Source organism: Saliphagus sp. LR7, assembly GCF_003344565.1.
GTDB classification, from domain to species: Archaea; Halobacteriota; Halobacteria; order Halobacteriales; family Natrialbaceae; genus Saliphagus; species Saliphagus infecundisoli.
In genome coordinates, this window is record NZ_QPND01000017.1 from 56,635 (window position 1) to 72,524 (window position 15,890).

General features: G+C 58.2%; 17 protein-coding genes. 7 read left to right on the plus strand and 10 right to left on the minus strand.

Annotated elements, in window-relative coordinates:
- The first annotated feature begins 762 nt into the window (after nucleotides 1-762).
- Nucleotides 763-2,352 (plus strand): hypothetical protein, encoded by a 1,590-nt coding sequence (locus DVH23_RS18130; protein ID WP_157972485.1) that lies wholly within the window; start codon nucleotides 763-765, stop codon nucleotides 2,350-2,352.
- Nucleotides 2,349-3,134, plus strand: coding sequence for an ABC transporter ATP-binding protein (locus DVH23_RS18135; protein ID WP_114578823.1), 786 nt, complete (start codon nucleotides 2,349-2,351; stop codon nucleotides 3,132-3,134). Before DVH23_RS18130 ends, DVH23_RS18135 begins: the two co-directional genes overlap by 4 nt.
- Nucleotides 3,135-3,271: 137 nt before the next feature.
- Here the strand turns inward: DVH23_RS18135 and DVH23_RS18140 are convergent, their stop codons facing one another.
- The 9 genes from DVH23_RS18140 to DVH23_RS18180 form a co-directional block, all read right to left on the minus strand.
- The gene (locus tag DVH23_RS18140; RefSeq protein ID WP_114578824.1) at nucleotides 3,272-3,589 is read right to left on the minus strand and encodes an SWIM zinc finger family protein; all 318 of its coding nucleotides are present in this window, start codon (nucleotides 3,587-3,589) and stop codon (nucleotides 3,272-3,274) included.
- 63 nt (nucleotides 3,590-3,652) lie between these two features.
- Nucleotides 3,653-3,880, minus strand: a complete 228-nt coding sequence (locus tag DVH23_RS18145; protein WP_114578825.1) for a hypothetical protein — start codon at nucleotides 3,878-3,880, stop codon at nucleotides 3,653-3,655.
- 326 nt (nucleotides 3,881-4,206) lie between these two features.
- Entirely contained in the window at nucleotides 4,207-4,431 is a 225-nt protein-coding gene (locus DVH23_RS18150) for a hypothetical protein (protein ID WP_157972486.1), read from the minus strand.
- Between the two features lie 353 nt (nucleotides 4,432-4,784).
- Nucleotides 4,785-5,195, minus strand: coding sequence for a hypothetical protein (locus DVH23_RS18155; RefSeq protein WP_114578827.1), 411 nt, complete (start codon nucleotides 5,193-5,195; stop codon nucleotides 4,785-4,787).
- A 5-nt stretch (nucleotides 5,196-5,200) separates the two neighbouring features.
- Nucleotides 5,201-5,545 carry a hypothetical protein gene (locus tag DVH23_RS18160; protein ID WP_114578828.1) on the minus strand — a complete coding sequence of 115 codons (345 nt, stop codon included), beginning with the start codon at nucleotides 5,543-5,545 and terminating at the stop codon, nucleotides 5,201-5,203.
- A 154-nt stretch (nucleotides 5,546-5,699) separates the two neighbouring features.
- Entirely contained in the window at nucleotides 5,700-6,101 is a 402-nt protein-coding gene (locus DVH23_RS18165; protein WP_114578829.1) for a hypothetical protein, read from the minus strand.
- Between the two features lie 488 nt (nucleotides 6,102-6,589).
- Nucleotides 6,590-6,859: a helix-turn-helix domain-containing protein gene (locus DVH23_RS24680; RefSeq protein ID WP_114578830.1), complete on the minus strand. Its 270-nt coding sequence runs from the start codon at nucleotides 6,857-6,859 to the stop codon at nucleotides 6,590-6,592.
- A gap of 346 nt (nucleotides 6,860-7,205) precedes the next feature.
- The gene (locus DVH23_RS18175; RefSeq protein WP_114578831.1) at nucleotides 7,206-9,023 is read right to left on the minus strand and encodes a transposase; all 1,818 of its coding nucleotides are present in this window, start codon (nucleotides 9,021-9,023) and stop codon (nucleotides 7,206-7,208) included.
- Nucleotides 9,024-9,063: 40 nt separating this feature from the next.
- Nucleotides 9,064-9,504: a CopD family protein gene (locus DVH23_RS18180; RefSeq protein ID WP_114578832.1), complete on the minus strand. Its 441-nt coding sequence runs from the start codon at nucleotides 9,502-9,504 to the stop codon at nucleotides 9,064-9,066.
- 429 nt (nucleotides 9,505-9,933) lie between these two features.
- On the opposite strand from DVH23_RS18180, the gene DVH23_RS24690 reads away from it, so the two are divergent.
- The 3 genes from DVH23_RS24690 to DVH23_RS18195 all read left to right on the plus strand — a co-directional run bounded on the left by DVH23_RS24690 (nucleotide 9,934) and on the right by DVH23_RS18195 (nucleotide 13,403).
- Complete coding sequence (locus tag DVH23_RS24690) at nucleotides 9,934-10,320, plus strand: helix-turn-helix domain-containing protein (protein ID WP_255565279.1); 387 nt, start codon at nucleotides 9,934-9,936, stop codon at nucleotides 10,318-10,320.
- Nucleotides 10,320-10,595 (plus strand): hypothetical protein, encoded by a 276-nt coding sequence (locus DVH23_RS18190; RefSeq protein ID WP_005041768.1) that lies wholly within the window; start codon nucleotides 10,320-10,322, stop codon nucleotides 10,593-10,595. Before DVH23_RS24690 ends, DVH23_RS18190 begins: the two co-directional genes overlap by 1 nt.
- 192 nt (nucleotides 10,596-10,787) lie before the next feature.
- On the plus strand, nucleotides 10,788-13,403 hold the full coding sequence (locus DVH23_RS18195) for an RND family transporter (RefSeq protein ID WP_114578834.1): 2,616 nt from the start codon (nucleotides 10,788-10,790) through the stop codon (nucleotides 13,401-13,403).
- 166 nt (nucleotides 13,404-13,569) lie between these two features.
- Here DVH23_RS18195 and DVH23_RS18200 read toward each other — a convergent pair whose 3' ends face one another.
- Nucleotides 13,570-13,875, minus strand: a complete 306-nt coding sequence (locus tag DVH23_RS18200; RefSeq protein WP_114578835.1) for a hypothetical protein — start codon at nucleotides 13,873-13,875, stop codon at nucleotides 13,570-13,572.
- A 227-nt stretch (nucleotides 13,876-14,102) separates the two neighbouring features.
- Here DVH23_RS18200 and DVH23_RS18210 point away from each other — a divergent pair, with 227 nt between their 5' ends.
- Together DVH23_RS18210 and DVH23_RS18215 are read left to right on the plus strand one after the other, a co-directional pair.
- Nucleotides 14,103-14,615, plus strand: coding sequence for a hypothetical protein (locus DVH23_RS18210; RefSeq protein WP_157972487.1), 513 nt, complete (start codon nucleotides 14,103-14,105; stop codon nucleotides 14,613-14,615).
- Between the two features lie 436 nt (nucleotides 14,616-15,051).
- A partial coding sequence (locus tag DVH23_RS18215; RefSeq protein WP_157972488.1) for a Fic family protein occupies nucleotides 15,052-15,890 on the plus strand: 839 nt, incomplete at its 3' end.

The following is a 15,890-nucleotide window of genomic DNA, read 5'->3' on the forward strand; positions in this document are numbered from 1 at the left end:
GAAACCCGCTACCCCTCTTTGAGGGGGGAACAACGCCACCGGGCGGCTGCGTTGTCGTGTCACTCCCCTTGACTTCGGGTGTTAGATGACATACAGTTCAAGTCGTCAAATCAGGAGGAGACTCGCTGTGGAACAGGTATCTTGAGGTCACGTGAGCAACCGACCACTCCGATGACGCGCTGACCGCTGCGAAAATACAGGAGACTCACATACTGCTCAGTTACGGAGCTATGCGTTAAGCGGTTACTCGGCGAAACGGCCGACTGGCTCGACGCGGGAGCCAGACAACGAACTGGACGACGGGGGTCAATCTACCCCACCGGGGCGGATCGACACGATAGTGGCCCTTCTCGTGTCGCTCTTCCGCAATCTGGCGAACAGGGTGTATAACCGGGGGAGACGACCGGTCTCCCTCAGCTAAAACGGCGTCTCAAGCCGTAATATGGCAGAAATTGTTGTATGTTAGCGCATCATTCCGCTACGTTGAGCAAGAGCGTCGTATCTACTCGCGGGAGCTGTTTTTTTACGACCGGGGCGACTGATTCTCGCGTTACGTACAGAAAGTCCAAATAATACCGATCGCTTGAACAAGGAACCCTTCTCGCTTCTCCAGCGATAGAATATAGAATTTAGATTGGTCTCAAAGAATGGAACTGACGGCTCGCTTGCGAACCCCCGACAGTGGAGGACCCGAAAGGGGTAAGTTCCTATTGTGTCGATATCTTATCACGCGGAATGTGGCGCCCCTGGCTCCGACACGGGATGGTGATCGCACGCGGTGAGTGGACCATCCATCGACGAGAATACAATGGGATTGCTGGGCGACGACTCCTCTGTGGAGCGGTCGTCGTGATCACTGCTGTCCTCGGCTGGGGCGCCTACGAACTCGGGAGAGGCATTGCCACCGGGGAAATGGCCTCGTTTGGCATGCTTGGAATCGCGGCGACCGGCGCGATGGCCTGGGTTGCCTGGCGGAGTTCCAGACTCGCCCGGAGCTCATTCGAGGAGCTCGAGCCCGACTTCCTCCTCACGACTGTCCCGGTGAGGGTCCCTGCCCTCGGGTTACTTCTGTTCGTCTACGCTCGCATTGCGGCCATCATTGCGGCCCCAACGATCGCCATAGCGATCAGCGGAGCGATCGGAGTCCGGGCGCCGGCAGTCACGCTCACGGTCATCTTGGCGGTCGTGACTGCGACCGCGGTCGCCGTCGGGGCCGGCGTCTCGGCGAGACTTGCCACCCAGCTCATCGCGACGAGGCTCGCCAGGGGCCGGACCTACAGGGATCTGCTCATCCTGTTCGGCTGGCTCCCACTGCTAATCGGGTGGCTCCTGCTCGGAGAGGTGTCGGAGCTTCCCCTCACGCGGCTTGAAGTCGTGCCCACGTCCGTAGTCGTCGATCTCGCGTTGCTTGGTGCGTTCGGTCAAGCGGAGACCAATCCCGCTCGCGGACTGGCCGCCTTCGCCGTCCTCGCCGCCGGGACGGCACTGTTCGTCGGGACGACCACCATCCTCGCACGACGAATCTGGGAGGGCGAACCAGCAGCTCGGACTGCGCCGAGTGGCTCATACTCGTTTCTCGAGTTGGGATGGGTCGAACGGCTCACTGGCGAGCGACTCCCCCGACCCGTCCGGGCCGTCGCCCGGAAACGCTGGTTGGTCGAGCGACGGTCTCTCCGCGGGCTGTTGTACACGGGGTATGCCCTCTTTTTCGTCGGCGTAGTTCTCTTTCCGATCTTCGGAATTGCCGGTGTTCCCGGCTTCGTGCTGGTAATCCATGCCATCGGGCTCGCGCTTGGCCTCGCCTTTGGAACCGATCCGATCGGGATCGAGTACCGCGGCCTCACGATGCTCCTGACGTCCGTGCAGGGGCGAGCGTTCGTCGGGGGCCTCCTGCTGGCGACACTCGCTCCCGCCGCCATCGTCGTTCCGGCAGTCGCCTTCCCACTTGGAATGGTCAGCACTGCCACAATTGAGGAGATGGTCTCCTTCGTCCTCTTTGGAGTCGCCGTCTGCGGATGCACCGCCTCGCTCGCGCTTGCGGCCGGGCTGGACGTTGACCAGTCGGAATTCGGCCCTGTCCCCGGTTTCTTCACTGATGTCCCCTGGTACGCCGAGACTGGGTGGGAGCAGTTTCAGCGGCTCGGTGCGATTCTCGTCGGCGCGACGATCGCGGTGCTTCCGGCGTTCGTGGGGACCCATCCAGCGGTATACGAACGCCTGGCAGCGGCGGGGATCCCGACCACTGCCACGCGAAGCGGTGCCCTCCTGTTGGGTGCCTTGGTCGCCATCGGGGCCACACGAATCGCCTTCGGGATAGCCGTCGACCGATACGAGAGGTATTCGATCGAATGACGCCAATGGAATCGACCACTGACGACGAGAGCGATGCGGATGGACACACAGCGATCCACACGAACGGCCTGACGAAGGCATATGGTGAAACGATAGCCGTCAAGGAGTTGGACCTCGAAATCGAGGCTGGGACGGTCTACGGCCTCCTCGGTCCGAACGGAGCGGGGAAAACGACGACGATCCGACTGTTGACCGGGCTCAGCCCGCCGACTGACGGAAACGCCCAAGTCGCAGGTGTCCCCGTCGGCGACCGGGAGACCCTCGTCGGCCACGTTGGGTACTTGCCCGAGTCACCGCCGATCCGCGGGCAGTTTACCGGCCGCGAACAACTCGAGTATCATGGCCAACTCCGCGATATGGATCCCCGAGAGATCGACGCCCGGATCGAGAAACTGGGAGAGCGCCTCGAACTCGACGCAGTCGACGATCGAATCGTGACCTACTCGAAGGGGATGCGCCGTAAGACGGGGCTGATCCAGGCGATCATGCACGAACCGAGTGTAGTCTTTCTCGACGAACCGACCGCCGGGCTCGACCCGCGAGCTACACGAACGGTCCGGAAGATCATGGCCGAACTGGCCGACAGCGGGATGACCGTCTTCCTTTCGACACACATCCTCCCGATCGTTGAGACGGTCGCAGATAGCGTCGGACTCCTCCACGAGGGCGATCTCCATACAGAGGGATCCCCAGAGGAACTCGTCAAACGCATCGAGGCGGATGATCCAACCCTTGAGGACGTTTTTCTCTCTGTGACAGGTGACCGTGAAGTGGAGAGTTGAGCGAGAGGAGGTGGGTGGATGGTGACAATATCGAACGACTGAACATCGGACTTGATTGAGATCCAATTACACGTCATGTGAAGAAGATAACTAAACGTTAGGTTCGCACCTGAATGTAACACAATCGCACGTATTGCTCACTGAGTAGCGACTGGCCGACCGGAAAGGTTTCGAACGCGTCGGAGATTGCACGCTGAGTCGAGGACGGCCGTTCGGATCGCGACTGCGACTCGATGTTTGCATGCCCCTTGGTGGTGTTCGTCTGCTGGACACGTGCAGTTGTTTGGAAGCCCGTCGTCGATCGTCACGAGGTACTCGTGGTCGCTCGGATACTCGTGGCTCGCGTTTCGAACGAGCACTCCCTGTTCGATGAGTTCGAACTCGAAGGCTTCGTACTGAGACCGTTGGAGCGTCCGCTCGGTCGTGTCGAGGCGATCAAGTGGATGTACTGGCATGGTTGTATTAGTGTCGCTCAGCGTCCGTGAGCGAGGCTGTAGGCTGAAGAGTGAACACTGGGGTTACTCACAGTCGGGACAGATGAGCGGCAGGTCGAGATTCTCGGCGGTTTCCCAGCGGTCTCTCTCGACCACTCCAAACCGTCCGCAGAAATCACAGCTCGTGTTCGTCTGCTCTGGATCGGTTAACACTTCGACGCGGGAATTGGCCGACCTGTACTCGAGGGTCAGCGGTGGTTCAGGCGTGAACTCTGCGACGATCGGATCTGAAGCTTCGCTGGCGGTGATCATCTCGACTCTCAGCGCTCAGGAGAGCGATCAACACAACCTGGGCGCATCCCAGTGAGCTGTCCTGTCTTCTCCCACTGATTAATACGACAGCCCTGCATGGAAGCTGCGGACCTCACAGTTCTCGTTGCGACAGCGAGCACGCGTGAAGTCCATCCCTCTGGCCAGTTTGTTCTGGTATTGGCAGTGGGGACAGCGGTACGTTCCGCTCTGGGATTGAGTGTTCTGATTCATCTCTGTTCGCCTCCACCCCTCTCCTGAGGGGACAACCAACGCCACGGCTGTGTGCTTCGGAGCCAGTGACCAGTTGAGGGGCGTTCCCGACGGTATCAGACACTGTCTTCGCTCTCTGTACCGTCTTCAGCTTCCAACCGACAGGCCAGCGAACAGTAGTCTGGAAGCCCAAGGTTGAGCGTTTTGTGGCTGTGCTCGGGAATCGGTTCGGTGCAGACTGGACACGGGTCGCCAGCCGTGTCGTTCGTCGGAATCGGCCGTGCGATCCCTCGGTCGCGAAGATCGTCGAGGATCTCCGCTTCGGTTTTCTTCTCACTCATCGTGATCACCGTCATCCTCAGCGGGATCGACCCGGATGGTGAGCTGGCAGATCGGACACTCGAGGACGAGTGGGGAGGCCGTGCGAATCGTGAGAAACGTCGGCTCGTGCGACCACGCCGTCCCCAAGCACTGCACTCGAGGGACCGACGTCGTCGTGCGGTGAGGCGGCTCGTGGTCAGGGGTTGAACACTGGTGTTGCATCTGAGGGTCCTCGTCAGGACGAGTTGATCGCGTCGTCCCTCTGCCCCTCTCCGGGGGACGAACACCACCACCGGCTGGCCATTCGTCCGACCGTGCAGCCGCTGATCTGATGGTGGGGTTTGATCTGGGTGAGTTACCCCACGAATGCTGATTACTTCCCGTTCGTGGGGTAACTATGCTCACCCTCGTTCTCGTTCTTTGGCTCTCGATTCCATGCTGGCTCCCACTCACAGTCGTCGCGAACGTAGTCTGCGCGCGCCGAAAACCAGTGCTGGTGGTAACCAGTGTTCTCGGTCGCAAGCCACTTTCCCGAAGCGACCGGGCCATACTCCTCCGTCTCAGGGATGTTCTCGCCGTCGTCGACCGACCAGGTGTACTCACCGTCGAACTCCGCGATGAACCCCTGATCGCCTGCTGGCTCGCGTAGCGTACATTTCGTGTTGCAGTGCCTGCAGAACACGCCCTGGTACACGAGGTGGGTCCAGTCGTCGGAGCCACAGACCGGACACGTCACGACGTCGAACGCACCACTGTAGCGGTCTTCAGTTTCGACGATTCCCATGCTGATCACCCCTCACGTTCGTCGGGATCGACACGGGAGATCCGTCCAACTTTCCCGTGAGCGCCGGCCAGCACTATCGAGACGTGCTCGAGCATCGTAATGTCGGTGACGATCGTGTTCCCGTCTTTCTGGAGGACGACCACGCCACTCTGGTGGATCCAGACGGAGACGCCGATGCCCCAGTGGTGCCACCGGTCAGCCGAGAGTGCTCTCGAAGGGAGCGACAGGCTCTCCTCACCGCGTTCGATGGCAGCCCGAACGCCGTTTCGGAGCTCCCACACCTGCGACTCGGTCAACGTCTCCCCAGAGGCTTCAGCACCGTCGACGTGGGCCAACAAGTCGGCGACCATCAGGGGTCACCTCCGGTGTCAGTGGTCGTCGGTAGCTGTGCTTCTGCCAGTTCGTCTGTGTGAACCATCTCTGAAACCCTCCAGCCCTCTCTGAGGGGTGACCAACGCCACCTGCGTGCGGTCAAGCGTCTCGTTGGGAAAGACCCGCTACAGCCTAGGGCGACTGTGGGTCAGTCCCGCGTTCGAGTGCTTCGAGCCCGCCGAGATCTGCGTGCAGGACGGTGCCGTTCCGGATGACGTATCGGCAGGCGTGCACTGGATACCGACATTTCGTGAAGCCTGCACTCTGGATGTCGAGTTCGTCGTCTTCTTCGATGTATTCGGCGAGCTTCCAGAGGAACTCTCGCGTCACCTCGCTGGCGTCGAGATCCATCATACCGTTGTCGTCCTGGGGATAGACTCGGAACGCTCCGTAGCCCCACACGGTGAACTCGCCGTCGTCGGTGAGCCGCCATTTGAGGCCGCCGAAACAGTGTGCTTCACAGAGCTGTTCGACTGCATCTGGGTCAGTGACCATCGCACCGCTCGAAGCGGTCACTGCTTGGAGTGTTGCCATCTTTGTTCGCCTCCACTCCCTCGCAGGGAGGGAATCAACGCCACCAGATGTCCGGTGCGGCCACTGTCCAGTTGGGGGCTGTAGAAGAGCCTGTCCAAAAAACAATTTTGAGTCGGGTTTCAGGACCTTAGAACCGATTATAGCGTTTATTATCCCGATTTACCGGCAAGATAAACATTTTTTGGACAGGCTCAGAAGAGCGGCAGGATCGAGCGAGAAGGCAACGCACGAACGGAGACGTACGCTGAGGCGCGTTAGTAGCGTCCGAGGGAGAAATCGAGGGGAAAGCCCGGCAGCCACAACAAGCGAACGCAGCGACCGATAGGGAGTGCTGTGAATGATGTGAGCAGCCCGGACCCTGTAAATGAGCGACAATGAACCGGGAGGGGCGCCTTCATATAAGGCGAAGCCATTCATGTGATTCAAAGGTCAATTGGAATCGGGGAAGAGTTGGAGGGACTTCTTCCTTGCCGACATACTTGATCGACTTAGGGATTGATGTTGAGTGTGTACAGCTGTCGACGGGCATCCGTAACTGAAAATCTGGACGAGATAGTATTCTTCTCATCGAGACGATTCAGAGCATATCTGACCGTTCGATCGGGCAAGAGCGTCTCTTCTGCAATCGTTTGTTGAGTCATCGCCTCATTTTGCTCGAGAACTTTCGCGACTAGTTTCGCACTCGGTGGTAACTCTTTGATATCATCCCACGTCCCACTGGGATGAGTGTCTTGGCGTACTGACTCTGAATCAGTCATCGCACTATAGGTTTTGACATACAGGATGATAATATTTCCCTTTTCGCAAATGACGTATAGTAATAGCGTTATTCGCGGATCAAGTCGATAATGTCCTGAGAACGACGGCTAAACGAAGAGAGAGCGAGAGAGGGGCCCTTGCCGATTATTGTTAGAACCTGATGTCGGCTAGGTGGCCGCTGAATGCACAGACTGGGCGTTCGTTGCAGCCGTTTTCCTGATGTGCCAAATGAGCTGTGAACGGAGTCGGACCGTAATTTCAGAATCATCGCATCAAAGCGCGAAACAAATAACCGTTCAATAGAGCTGTCACTCACGAACGGGCGTCACAGGGGATGACCGAGCCTCAGTCAGGCGGATCGAGCCCGTAGCACTGCTTCGCCACTGTCAGGAACTGGTTCGCGTCCACTCGCGGTGCGTACGTACGGTTCTCGCCGTCGATGGCGAGCTTCACCAGCAGATCGACCAACCGCCAGACGTTGTACAGGACGCACGCGAACGCGAAGTTGAAGAACCGATAGTCGCGCTCAGTCGAGGTGGTTCGCACCATGAAGTGTTTCTGCTTCTTGAAGCCATTCTCGATCCCCCAACGATGCCGATACCAGCGAATCAGCCGCTCGATCATGTGAACGAACGCTCTCGCGTCCATCTGCTGATCGTCGGCGTTACCGGGGGTCACGTAGGAGTGGTTCGTCTCAAAGACGACGGTACCGGCAGTGTCAACGTCGCCGTTCTCTGCGTTCTGCTTACGCTCTTCGACCTCCTCTTCGCGCTGGATGTCCGCGAGCAGCCGTGAGAACGACATTCCTTCGCTCGGTTCACCCTCTATATCGTCGAATTCCCACTCGCCACACATCTCTTGCCATACCTCCGAGAGACCGTTGTCTTCGTCCTCATCATCCGAGCGCGACTGCCTTGGGAGGTAGACCTGCTTGCGTGTCGGCGTGCCGTCGGCTTTCTCTTCAGTGACCTGAAACCGTTCGCCGTTGCGGTACATCCACTCGATGGTATCGGCTTCGTCGCTATTGGTGAAGATGCGCGTCGGATTCAGGTAGTGGACGTCGTATTCCTCGCAAGTGACCTTCACCGACTCGCTATCGAACTCGCGATCCATCATCACGAGGTCGATATCCACCATCTCGGTAGCTTGCGACAGGAGCTTCTCGACGATCTCGTCTTTCGACTGTCCGCGCACGCGCGGGATGGCATCGAGAACTAGTGGGACGTCCATACCGACGATTTTCAGCACTGCCCACTGGTAGTACTCGTTGCCGTCGCGGTGCCCGAGAATATCGTCTTCATGATCTTCCAAATCGCCGGTGAATGGGAACCCCTTGGTCACGTCGATGGCTGCCCAGAGCTTCCCGGTGAGTTCGCCGTGCTGGCGCGCACGGGCGATCAGCATCCGCGTGGTGTTGTGGAGCATCGAACGGATGTCATCGACCGAGTGCTTGCCGATCTGATAGCGGTGGGTCGATCCCGTTGGGATACGCTCGCGCGTGGTATCGAGCGAGAACGATGCCGGGCCGCTGCGCGCGTACATGTCTTCGCGCATCCCCATGTAGGCGTGCTGTTCCCAGAAGGCGTTCTCGTGGATCTGCCAGTTCGGCCCGCGATCAAGCACGAACGCGTCGGTCACGAACGGTTTGGCCTGCTGCCAGACCTCGTCGGTTTTCTCGGCGACGAGCTGGTGTTTAGGAAGATCATCGACTTCTGGTTCATCTGGCTCGTGGGTAGCAATCCGATTGGGAAGCGGAACCTCGCAGGCACGCGCGGCCATCACAATCGCATCAGCACACTTCTGTACAGCATCGCAGAGTTCCTCGCTGAAGCGTTCGTTCCACGCGCGCCAGAACGTCGATTGATTCGGGAGCGACTCGAAGCCGAGAGCCTGTCGGAGCGAGGGATACGCTCGTAGATGGTCGTGGAGGGCGGTTTCGTCCCAGCCGTTGATGTCTTTGAGCAGGCAGGCTCGAATCAATAACGCCATCGAATATGGCCCCAAATACGGTGCTAACGAATCGTGTGCCGTGAACGTGAGATGGGCAGTCGGGAGCCGACAGATCAGGGTCTCGATGTCGGTGTAGTCCGTGGCGTGCTCGCAGCGCGCCTGCGCGATGGTAGTGACGTCTGAAACGAATCCGACGAGATCATCGGTTTCTATTCGGTGTGACGAAACGTATTATGATTTTCCTCTCGGTCGATTAGAGAAATCCAGCGAGGACGAGTAGTGCTATCGAGATAACACTCGCTCCGAGGAACCACGGTCGTGCTTTCGTTGCTGCTGCGACCGCTGACTTCTCCGGTTGGTCGCTGGTCAACCGGCGGAAGCCGAAGAACAGCACGACTGCGAGGACGAGCCAGAGGCCGACCATCGCCAGTACGAGATTCCCTCGGCCGGTTGACTGGAGTGTTTCGGCAGTATAGAGTGTCCCTGCGAGATGCCCGCCACTGAACAACAACAGGAGGACTGAACCGACCGTGAGATACCAGAACCGTCGTGCGATGAGAGTCAGTCCATCCGTACTCAGTAACTCGCTGCGTGCTGCCGGGATAACAGCGCCTGCAACCACAAGTGTGCCACCCGTCCAAAGCGCTGCGAAGATCGTGTGGATGGTCATCGCTATATCGAGGACACTCGTCATCGGTGAACCCTCGTGCTCAGCGGTTTGCTCATCGTAATGGCGTTGCTCAGTCGGAGTGCTGCGCCGGCTTCGATCATACGTCTAGTGTCTCGTGGATCGACTCGGGCGATGGCTTCGTGCGTCATCAGTGTCGTATTCGAATCTGGAGGATAAACATCGATGGGGGCGTCCCAGATGTTGGGAGTGGCATCTGTAGACGGGCAGAAATCGCACGGAGGGCTTGGAATCGGGCTATTCCAGCTATCTGGGAATGACCGAGACTCCTATACCCTCTCCGCCGAAAGAATCGAGTACGACAAAACATGAGTGCCGTCGACTCTCGAAACAGAATCACAGTATACAGCACCTGAGATGAGCGAGCAACACAGTGGGTCGAATCGATTATCACTGATCCCGTCGAATACTGGCTCGACTGACTCATCTACCGAAATGGCCCGATGGTCGTCCGACGAAATCGACGAATCCGATGAATCCGCTCTCCCGCCAGTGTTGCAGTCGCTCGACGATAGTACCTGTCGAGAGATTCTTGCTCGGTTGAACGAGCCGAAGTCGGCAAGCGACCTGCGTGAGGACTGTGATCTCTCTAGCTCGACGGTGTATCGGAAACTCGAACTACTCCGCGAATCGGCACTCGTTCGAGAGTATACGGAGGTTCGACGCGACGGGCCAAACGTCACGCTCTACGAGCGGGATTTCACGGATATCTCAATTGGTATTGACGACACCGGCGAGTTCTCCATGACGGTGACCCGTCCGGAGACGGACCCGGAGGACCGACTGGCTACGTTCTGGTCGGCAATGAAGGAGGAGTCGTGATGGAGCTACTCGTCGCATTGCTCGTCGTCGTCAAGATTGCTGCTCTCGTCCTCGGGGGAGTCGTCTCGCTGATGGCGTACAGAGCCTACAACCGAACACGGATCGCTGGTCTCCAGTACTTTGCGGTGGGATTAGCGGTCATCACTCTCGGAACGTTTCTGGTCGGCGTGTTCCACCACATCGGCGGCGCTTCAGTCACCGCCGGAATGCTCCTCGAGAGCGTGATTATCTGTCTCGGGTTCGTCGTCATGATCGTTGGGCTTTACCGGACGTAGCATCCGATTCGTTCTCACTGAAGACCGCTATCTGGGTTGGCTTTTGAAACTACAGCCAGTTGTCCCACGTTTTGGGAACCTTCCATCGCTCCTTATCAGTCGCCATCGGAGAGAACGTATGAACTGGTCCGAAATCCCCATCAGTCGATCCGATTCCGCAACTACTCCAGTAACAGACGGTGTCGGTAACCGATGAAGCGGGAACTGACCTCTCGATACGCGGAGGTGCTCGCCTCACGGAGCAAACTGATAATCGCTCTGTTGCTCGTCATCAGTGCCGTCGTTGGTGCTGGCGCAGTCATTGGAACCACTAGCGAAGGGGAAATCGGCCAGGCCGGTATTGATTCCCCGGAGCAGGCGGCACTCGACCGCATCGAAGCGACGTACGAGACGGACGATGCAGTTGTTGCACAGGTCGTCGTCAGGGACGATGGCGGTGACGTTCTCACCCGCGAGTCACTACTCAAAAGCCTCCGTCTTCAGCAGGAGATCCGCGGAAACGAATCGATTAATGCGACGCTTCGTGACGGGACAGGGATGGTCGGCATCGAGAACGTGGTGGCGAACATTGCATACGCTCACGAACAGAGCGAACGCGCCAACACGTCGGGTGCAAACGCCAGCTCTCGTGCGACGGGCGGGAACAATACATCAGCGGCGCAGGGTCAGTCGTCAGCACCGACACTCGATCAGCAGATCGCCGCACTCGAATCCAGCTCGGACGAGCAAGTCGAGACGTATCTCAGCCGGATCCTCGACCCGGATGCGTCCGTTTCGGGTAGCGACCCAACCGAATTCCTCCCAACGAATTACGAACCGGGGACAACGCAAGCCGACGCGAGAACTACCCTCGTCTTCCAGCAGAACCCGAGAGGTTCAGCGACGACTACCCCAGCAGTGAACGATGCGCAGGTGGCCATCGACTCGCTGGTCGAGAACCGCTTCGCCGACGCGTTCGTGTTCGGACAAGGTATCATCGACGAGGAGTCCTCGCAGGCCATTGGCGATAGTTTCACCATCATCACGCCGGTCGCAATCGTCCTCTTACTCATGGTCCTCACGATTGCCTACCGCGACCTTGTTGACGTTCTCGTGAGCGTCTTCGGTGTCGGCGTCGTGATAGTCTGGCACGCTGGCATACAGGGTTGGCTCGGGATTCCGTCGAATTCGACCCTGATCGCCGTGCCGTTCTTGCTCATCGGTCTAAGTATCGATTACTCACTCCACGTCGTCATGCGCTACCGCGAGGCGCGAGAAGGAACACTCGACACCGACGACGAAACAGTGGATCGGCGCGATCCCACGACTGCGATGCGTGTCGGGATTGCTGGCGTCGTCCTTGCGTTAGCTACCGCCGCGTTCTCGACAGCGGTCGGCTTTCTCTCGAACTACGTCAGTCCGCTGGAATCGATTCAGGATTTCGCCATCTTGAGTGGTGTCGGTATCGTCGCCATCTTCGTCGTCTTCGCCGCGCTCGTGCCGGCTATCAAACTCGAACTCGAACGGTTTTTCGACCGCCGTGGCCGCGACCGGCACAACCCTGCCGTCGGCGTCGGTTCCGGAGGATTGAGCCGTCTTCTCTCGGGCACCGCTGCGCTCGCACGGCGAGCGCCTATCGCCGTCATCGTGATCGCACTGGTGCTCGCCTCCGCAGGCGCGTACGGTGCGACCGACATTGACACGGAGTTCAACCAGGCCGACTTCCTGCCACAGGATGCCCCAGCGTGGATGGAATCGCTGCCGGGACCGTTCGCCCCCGGCGACTACGACGTGAGCCAGAACCTCGACTATCTGAGCGACAACTTCCGCCAGCGCGGACAGGGGGCAGAAGGACAGATACTGATACGCGGGAACGTGACCGCGCCGGCGCTGCTCACCGCAATCGACGACGTGACCCAGAACACGAACAGCAGTGGGACTATCGTCGCCGGTTCCGATGGAAGAGCCGCGATCGAGAGTCCGGCATCCGTCCTCCGTAGTGTCGCTGCCCAAAACGAGACAGTCGCCGACGCGATCGAAGTGCGTGACACGGATGGTGATGGACTCCCGGATCGAGATACTGCGGCGGTCTATGACCTGTTGTTCGAGGCTGCTCCCGACCAAGCGTCATCGGTACTCTATCGTGCCGACAACGGGTCGTACCAATCCGCCAGACTGACAGTTGGTGTGCAGGGGAACGCCTCGGCCCAGTCGGTCACGGGCGACGTTCGGGGCGTCGCCTCGGCCATCGAAGGGGACGCGCCGGTACGGGCCATCGCAACGGGTGGACCGGTCATCACTGCGGTCGTCCAGAGCGGGCTATTCGAGACGCTTGTTGAGGGATTCGCCATCACGTTGGGGGTCATTCTCGCACTTCTCGTTGGACTGTACTGGTGGCGAAACCGCACGCCAGGATTGGGTGTCGTGACGCTCGTTCCCGTCGTCATCGCGCTTGTATGGTTGCTTGGGACGATGGCAGTGCTCGACATCCCATTCAACAGCGAAACCGTCGTCATCACGAGTCTGGCGATCGGTCTGGGCGTGGATTACAGCATCCACGTCAGCGAACGGTTTGTCGACGAACGCGCTCGTCACGACTCGCTCACAGACACACTGTCGACAGCACTCACGGGAACCGGCGGTGCGTTGCTTGGCAGTGCGGTGACGACCGCGTCCGGTTTCGGGGTGCTCGCGCTGGCGCTGTCGCCGCCGCTCCAGCGGTTCGGCATCGTGACCGGATTGAGCATCGTCTACGCGTTCGTCGCGTGTATGACGGTGCTCCCGTGTTTGCTCGTGATCCGGGAGCGCTTGCTTACGCGACTAGCATAAGCTCCTTCGAGTTTCATATCTGGAATTCTCCTTCTCCGAAACGTTGTCTTGGTACCTGAACTTGGACGAATGGAGTTCTCACGCACGATAGACAGAGAAACCCAACCTCTGCAATTTAAATTTCGCGGTGGTCTCTGCATGACGAATCGACCTATCCGACCTCAGGTTAGAACGAGATATCACGTTCGTCTTCCGATCGTTCAGACGTGTCTATAGTTTGCTGGCCCCGATCATCGTAGAATTTCCGTCCGATATACTCTTCGTTGAGATTGCCGATGATGGTCGTGTACAGCTCATCTGGCGAGTCGTACGTTTCGTCAGTGAGAGGGCGGAGAATAGTGGAAACCGTTTCAGAATCGCCTTGGTCTGGGGCTTCAACTTCAACCTCTCCGAGTTGCTCAATAACAGTTGCTCTGTCGGCCGGATACGTGAGTTGCTCGTCGAAATGCTCTGGAAGGTCTTCTATCTGCATGATTATTCACAGTGGTTCGAGCTGCATAATCCTTCGTGATGTTCTCTTGACCATGGATCCCCTAGAAGAGCAAATTGACCGAAGGGGTGAAACCGATACGTTCCCCCATCGTCGCCTGGGCCTGTTGCCACTACCGGACATCGATATGCCACTTGGTGAGATCCACTTGAGGATAAACAGTTAACGCAGCGGGACCAGTACGGCCGGCTATGAATCCTGGTGACTACGTGATCGATACCGATGATGAGTCTCCGGACCTCGCTGTTGTCGTTGAGAGGCCTGACGAGACGATCGCAGACCGACCAGTCACTACAGAGGATGGCGACACACGTACGGTTGCTGACGACAACCCTGAGTACGATTCTGAGATGCCAGCTGTGGTCGTCGCCTTCGTCACAGGACTCGACACAGGGTGGCCTGACTGGACCGACGCTGCTCCTGACGAACTCGCAGATGGGGTACGAGACCACGACGTGAAACGATACACGTTCCCCGAGACACGACTCACAACAGTTCCCACTGAGGACGCTGACGCGTTCCGTGAAGCACAGACCACTGTCGATATGGCTGCCCTCCAAACCCATCTCGAGGATGCAGACTGGACGATAGAACGAGAGGGACTCCTGTTGACCGTCGAAAAATTTGACGAGCAGTACCACATCCATCCCACCGGAGACGTCGACGGCGATGGACAGGTCCGCCAGCCGCTCACCAATATCGTCGAGAACTATACGACCTGACGGAGCTCCTATCGTATCTGGACAGTGTCCTCACCACGATAATACCGACACCCTCGACTTGATGCAGTTCCGGACATTCCAGCACGCGGCGACTCCGTGGATGTCTCGATGGAGTTCTCGACTGTGATTCCGCGACAGACACGTTCGGTCTGAATGGTGGCGCGCGATGAAATCACGCGATAGAGTCTGTCTAATAAAATTTTTCTTGCCGGTAAATGGGGTTAATTAATGCTATAGGCAATTCTAAGGCTGTAAAATCAAGCTCAAACTTGTTTTTTGGACAGGCTCGAGAACAAGCGCCCTATTCTTTCTGAGAGCGACGATACTGATCCTCGAGTTCAGATATGGTTGATTTAGAACGGGCTTGATGTCCTCCTAAGTCAATTGAACGTAGAAACGGTAGACTTAGAACGGTGCAGAGTGATTCTAACTCAAGATGGACGCTGAGGAGTTTGCTGATGGGCCTGGGTCAATCGATCCATACGAGGGGCTCTCATGTTATCGCCCGGAGAGTCTGCCTCCGGAGGTCGAGTACACCGACAATGTAGTACGCGTCTATGGCGATGCCCAGTACGCGCTGGGGCGGTTAGCGACGCTGCACCGGAACGTAGACAACGAAAACCTGCTCATTGCCCCGTTCGTGGTTCGCGAGGCCGCGATGAGCTCACAGATCGAAGGCACGAACGTTACCGTCTCGGATATCATCCTCCACGACATCGAGACGTCCCCACAACGCTCTGCTGCGGACTCGCGAGACGTCCGTGAAGCGTACAACTACGTCGACGCGATTCGCCAGGGGTTCGACCGATTCACCGCAGGTGAGAAGTTCTCCGTCGAGTTAATTTGTGATCTCCACGAAACCGTACTCAGCGACGTCCGTGGCGTCGAGGAACGACCCGGGGAACTACGCGACGTCCCGGTCTATATTGGTTCCCCAGACGGATCAGCTGCAACAGCCCGATTTGTGCCGTCGAATCCCGAAACGATCGATCTTCTCTTAGAACAGCTCGTGTCGTATATGAACAGCGGGTCGTATCCGCCGTTGATCGACGTCGCGATCACACACTATCAGTTCGAGACGATCCACCCGTTTCGAGATGGGAACGGTCGGCTCGGTCGCCTGATGATGATGCTCCAGTTGTATGATGCTGACCTCCTCTCGGAGCCGTACCTCTATTTGAGCGCGTACTTCAACCGGCATCGACAACAGTATCTTGACTATTTGCTCGCAGTGAGCCGTGACGGGGACTGGGAACAGTGGATCGTGTTCGTCCT

What these genes read in the sequence shown, in the direction of transcription:
- DVH23_RS18190 (WP_005041768.1), top strand. Translation starts at nt 10,320, where the DNA reads ATGGAGCTACTCGTCGCATTGCTCGTCGTCGTCAAGATTGCTGCTCTC.
- DVH23_RS18140 (WP_114578824.1), bottom strand. Translation starts at nt 3,589, where the DNA reads ATGCCAGTACATCCACTTGATCGCCTCGACACGACCGAGCGGACGCTC.
- DVH23_RS18160 (WP_114578828.1), bottom strand. Translation starts at nt 5,545, where the DNA reads ATGGTCGCCGACTTGTTGGCCCACGTCGACGGTGCTGAAGCCTCTGGG.
- DVH23_RS18150 (WP_157972486.1), bottom strand. Translation starts at nt 4,431, where the DNA reads ATGAGTGAGAAGAAAACCGAAGCGGAGATCCTCGACGATCTTCGCGAC.
- DVH23_RS18200 (WP_114578835.1), bottom strand. Translation starts at nt 13,875, where the DNA reads ATGCAGATAGAAGACCTTCCAGAGCATTTCGACGAGCAACTCACGTAT.
- DVH23_RS24680 (WP_114578830.1), bottom strand. Translation starts at nt 6,859, where the DNA reads ATGACTGATTCAGAGTCAGTACGCCAAGACACTCATCCCAGTGGGACG.
- DVH23_RS18180 (WP_114578832.1), bottom strand. Translation starts at nt 9,504, where the DNA reads ATGACGAGTGTCCTCGATATAGCGATGACCATCCACACGATCTTCGCA.
- DVH23_RS18130 (WP_157972485.1), top strand. Translation starts at nt 763, where the DNA reads ATGGTGATCGCACGCGGTGAGTGGACCATCCATCGACGAGAATACAAT.
- DVH23_RS18145 (WP_114578825.1), bottom strand. Translation starts at nt 3,880, where the DNA reads ATGATCACCGCCAGCGAAGCTTCAGATCCGATCGTCGCAGAGTTCACG.
- DVH23_RS18155 (WP_114578827.1), bottom strand. Translation starts at nt 5,195, where the DNA reads ATGGGAATCGTCGAAACTGAAGACCGCTACAGTGGTGCGTTCGACGTC.
- DVH23_RS18165 (WP_114578829.1), bottom strand. Translation starts at nt 6,101, where the DNA reads ATGGCAACACTCCAAGCAGTGACCGCTTCGAGCGGTGCGATGGTCACT.
- DVH23_RS18195 (WP_114578834.1), top strand. Translation starts at nt 10,788, where the DNA reads ATGAAGCGGGAACTGACCTCTCGATACGCGGAGGTGCTCGCCTCACGG.
- DVH23_RS18135 (WP_114578823.1), top strand. Translation starts at nt 2,349, where the DNA reads ATGACGCCAATGGAATCGACCACTGACGACGAGAGCGATGCGGATGGA.
- DVH23_RS24690 (WP_255565279.1), top strand. Translation starts at nt 9,934, where the DNA reads ATGGCCCGATGGTCGTCCGACGAAATCGACGAATCCGATGAATCCGCT.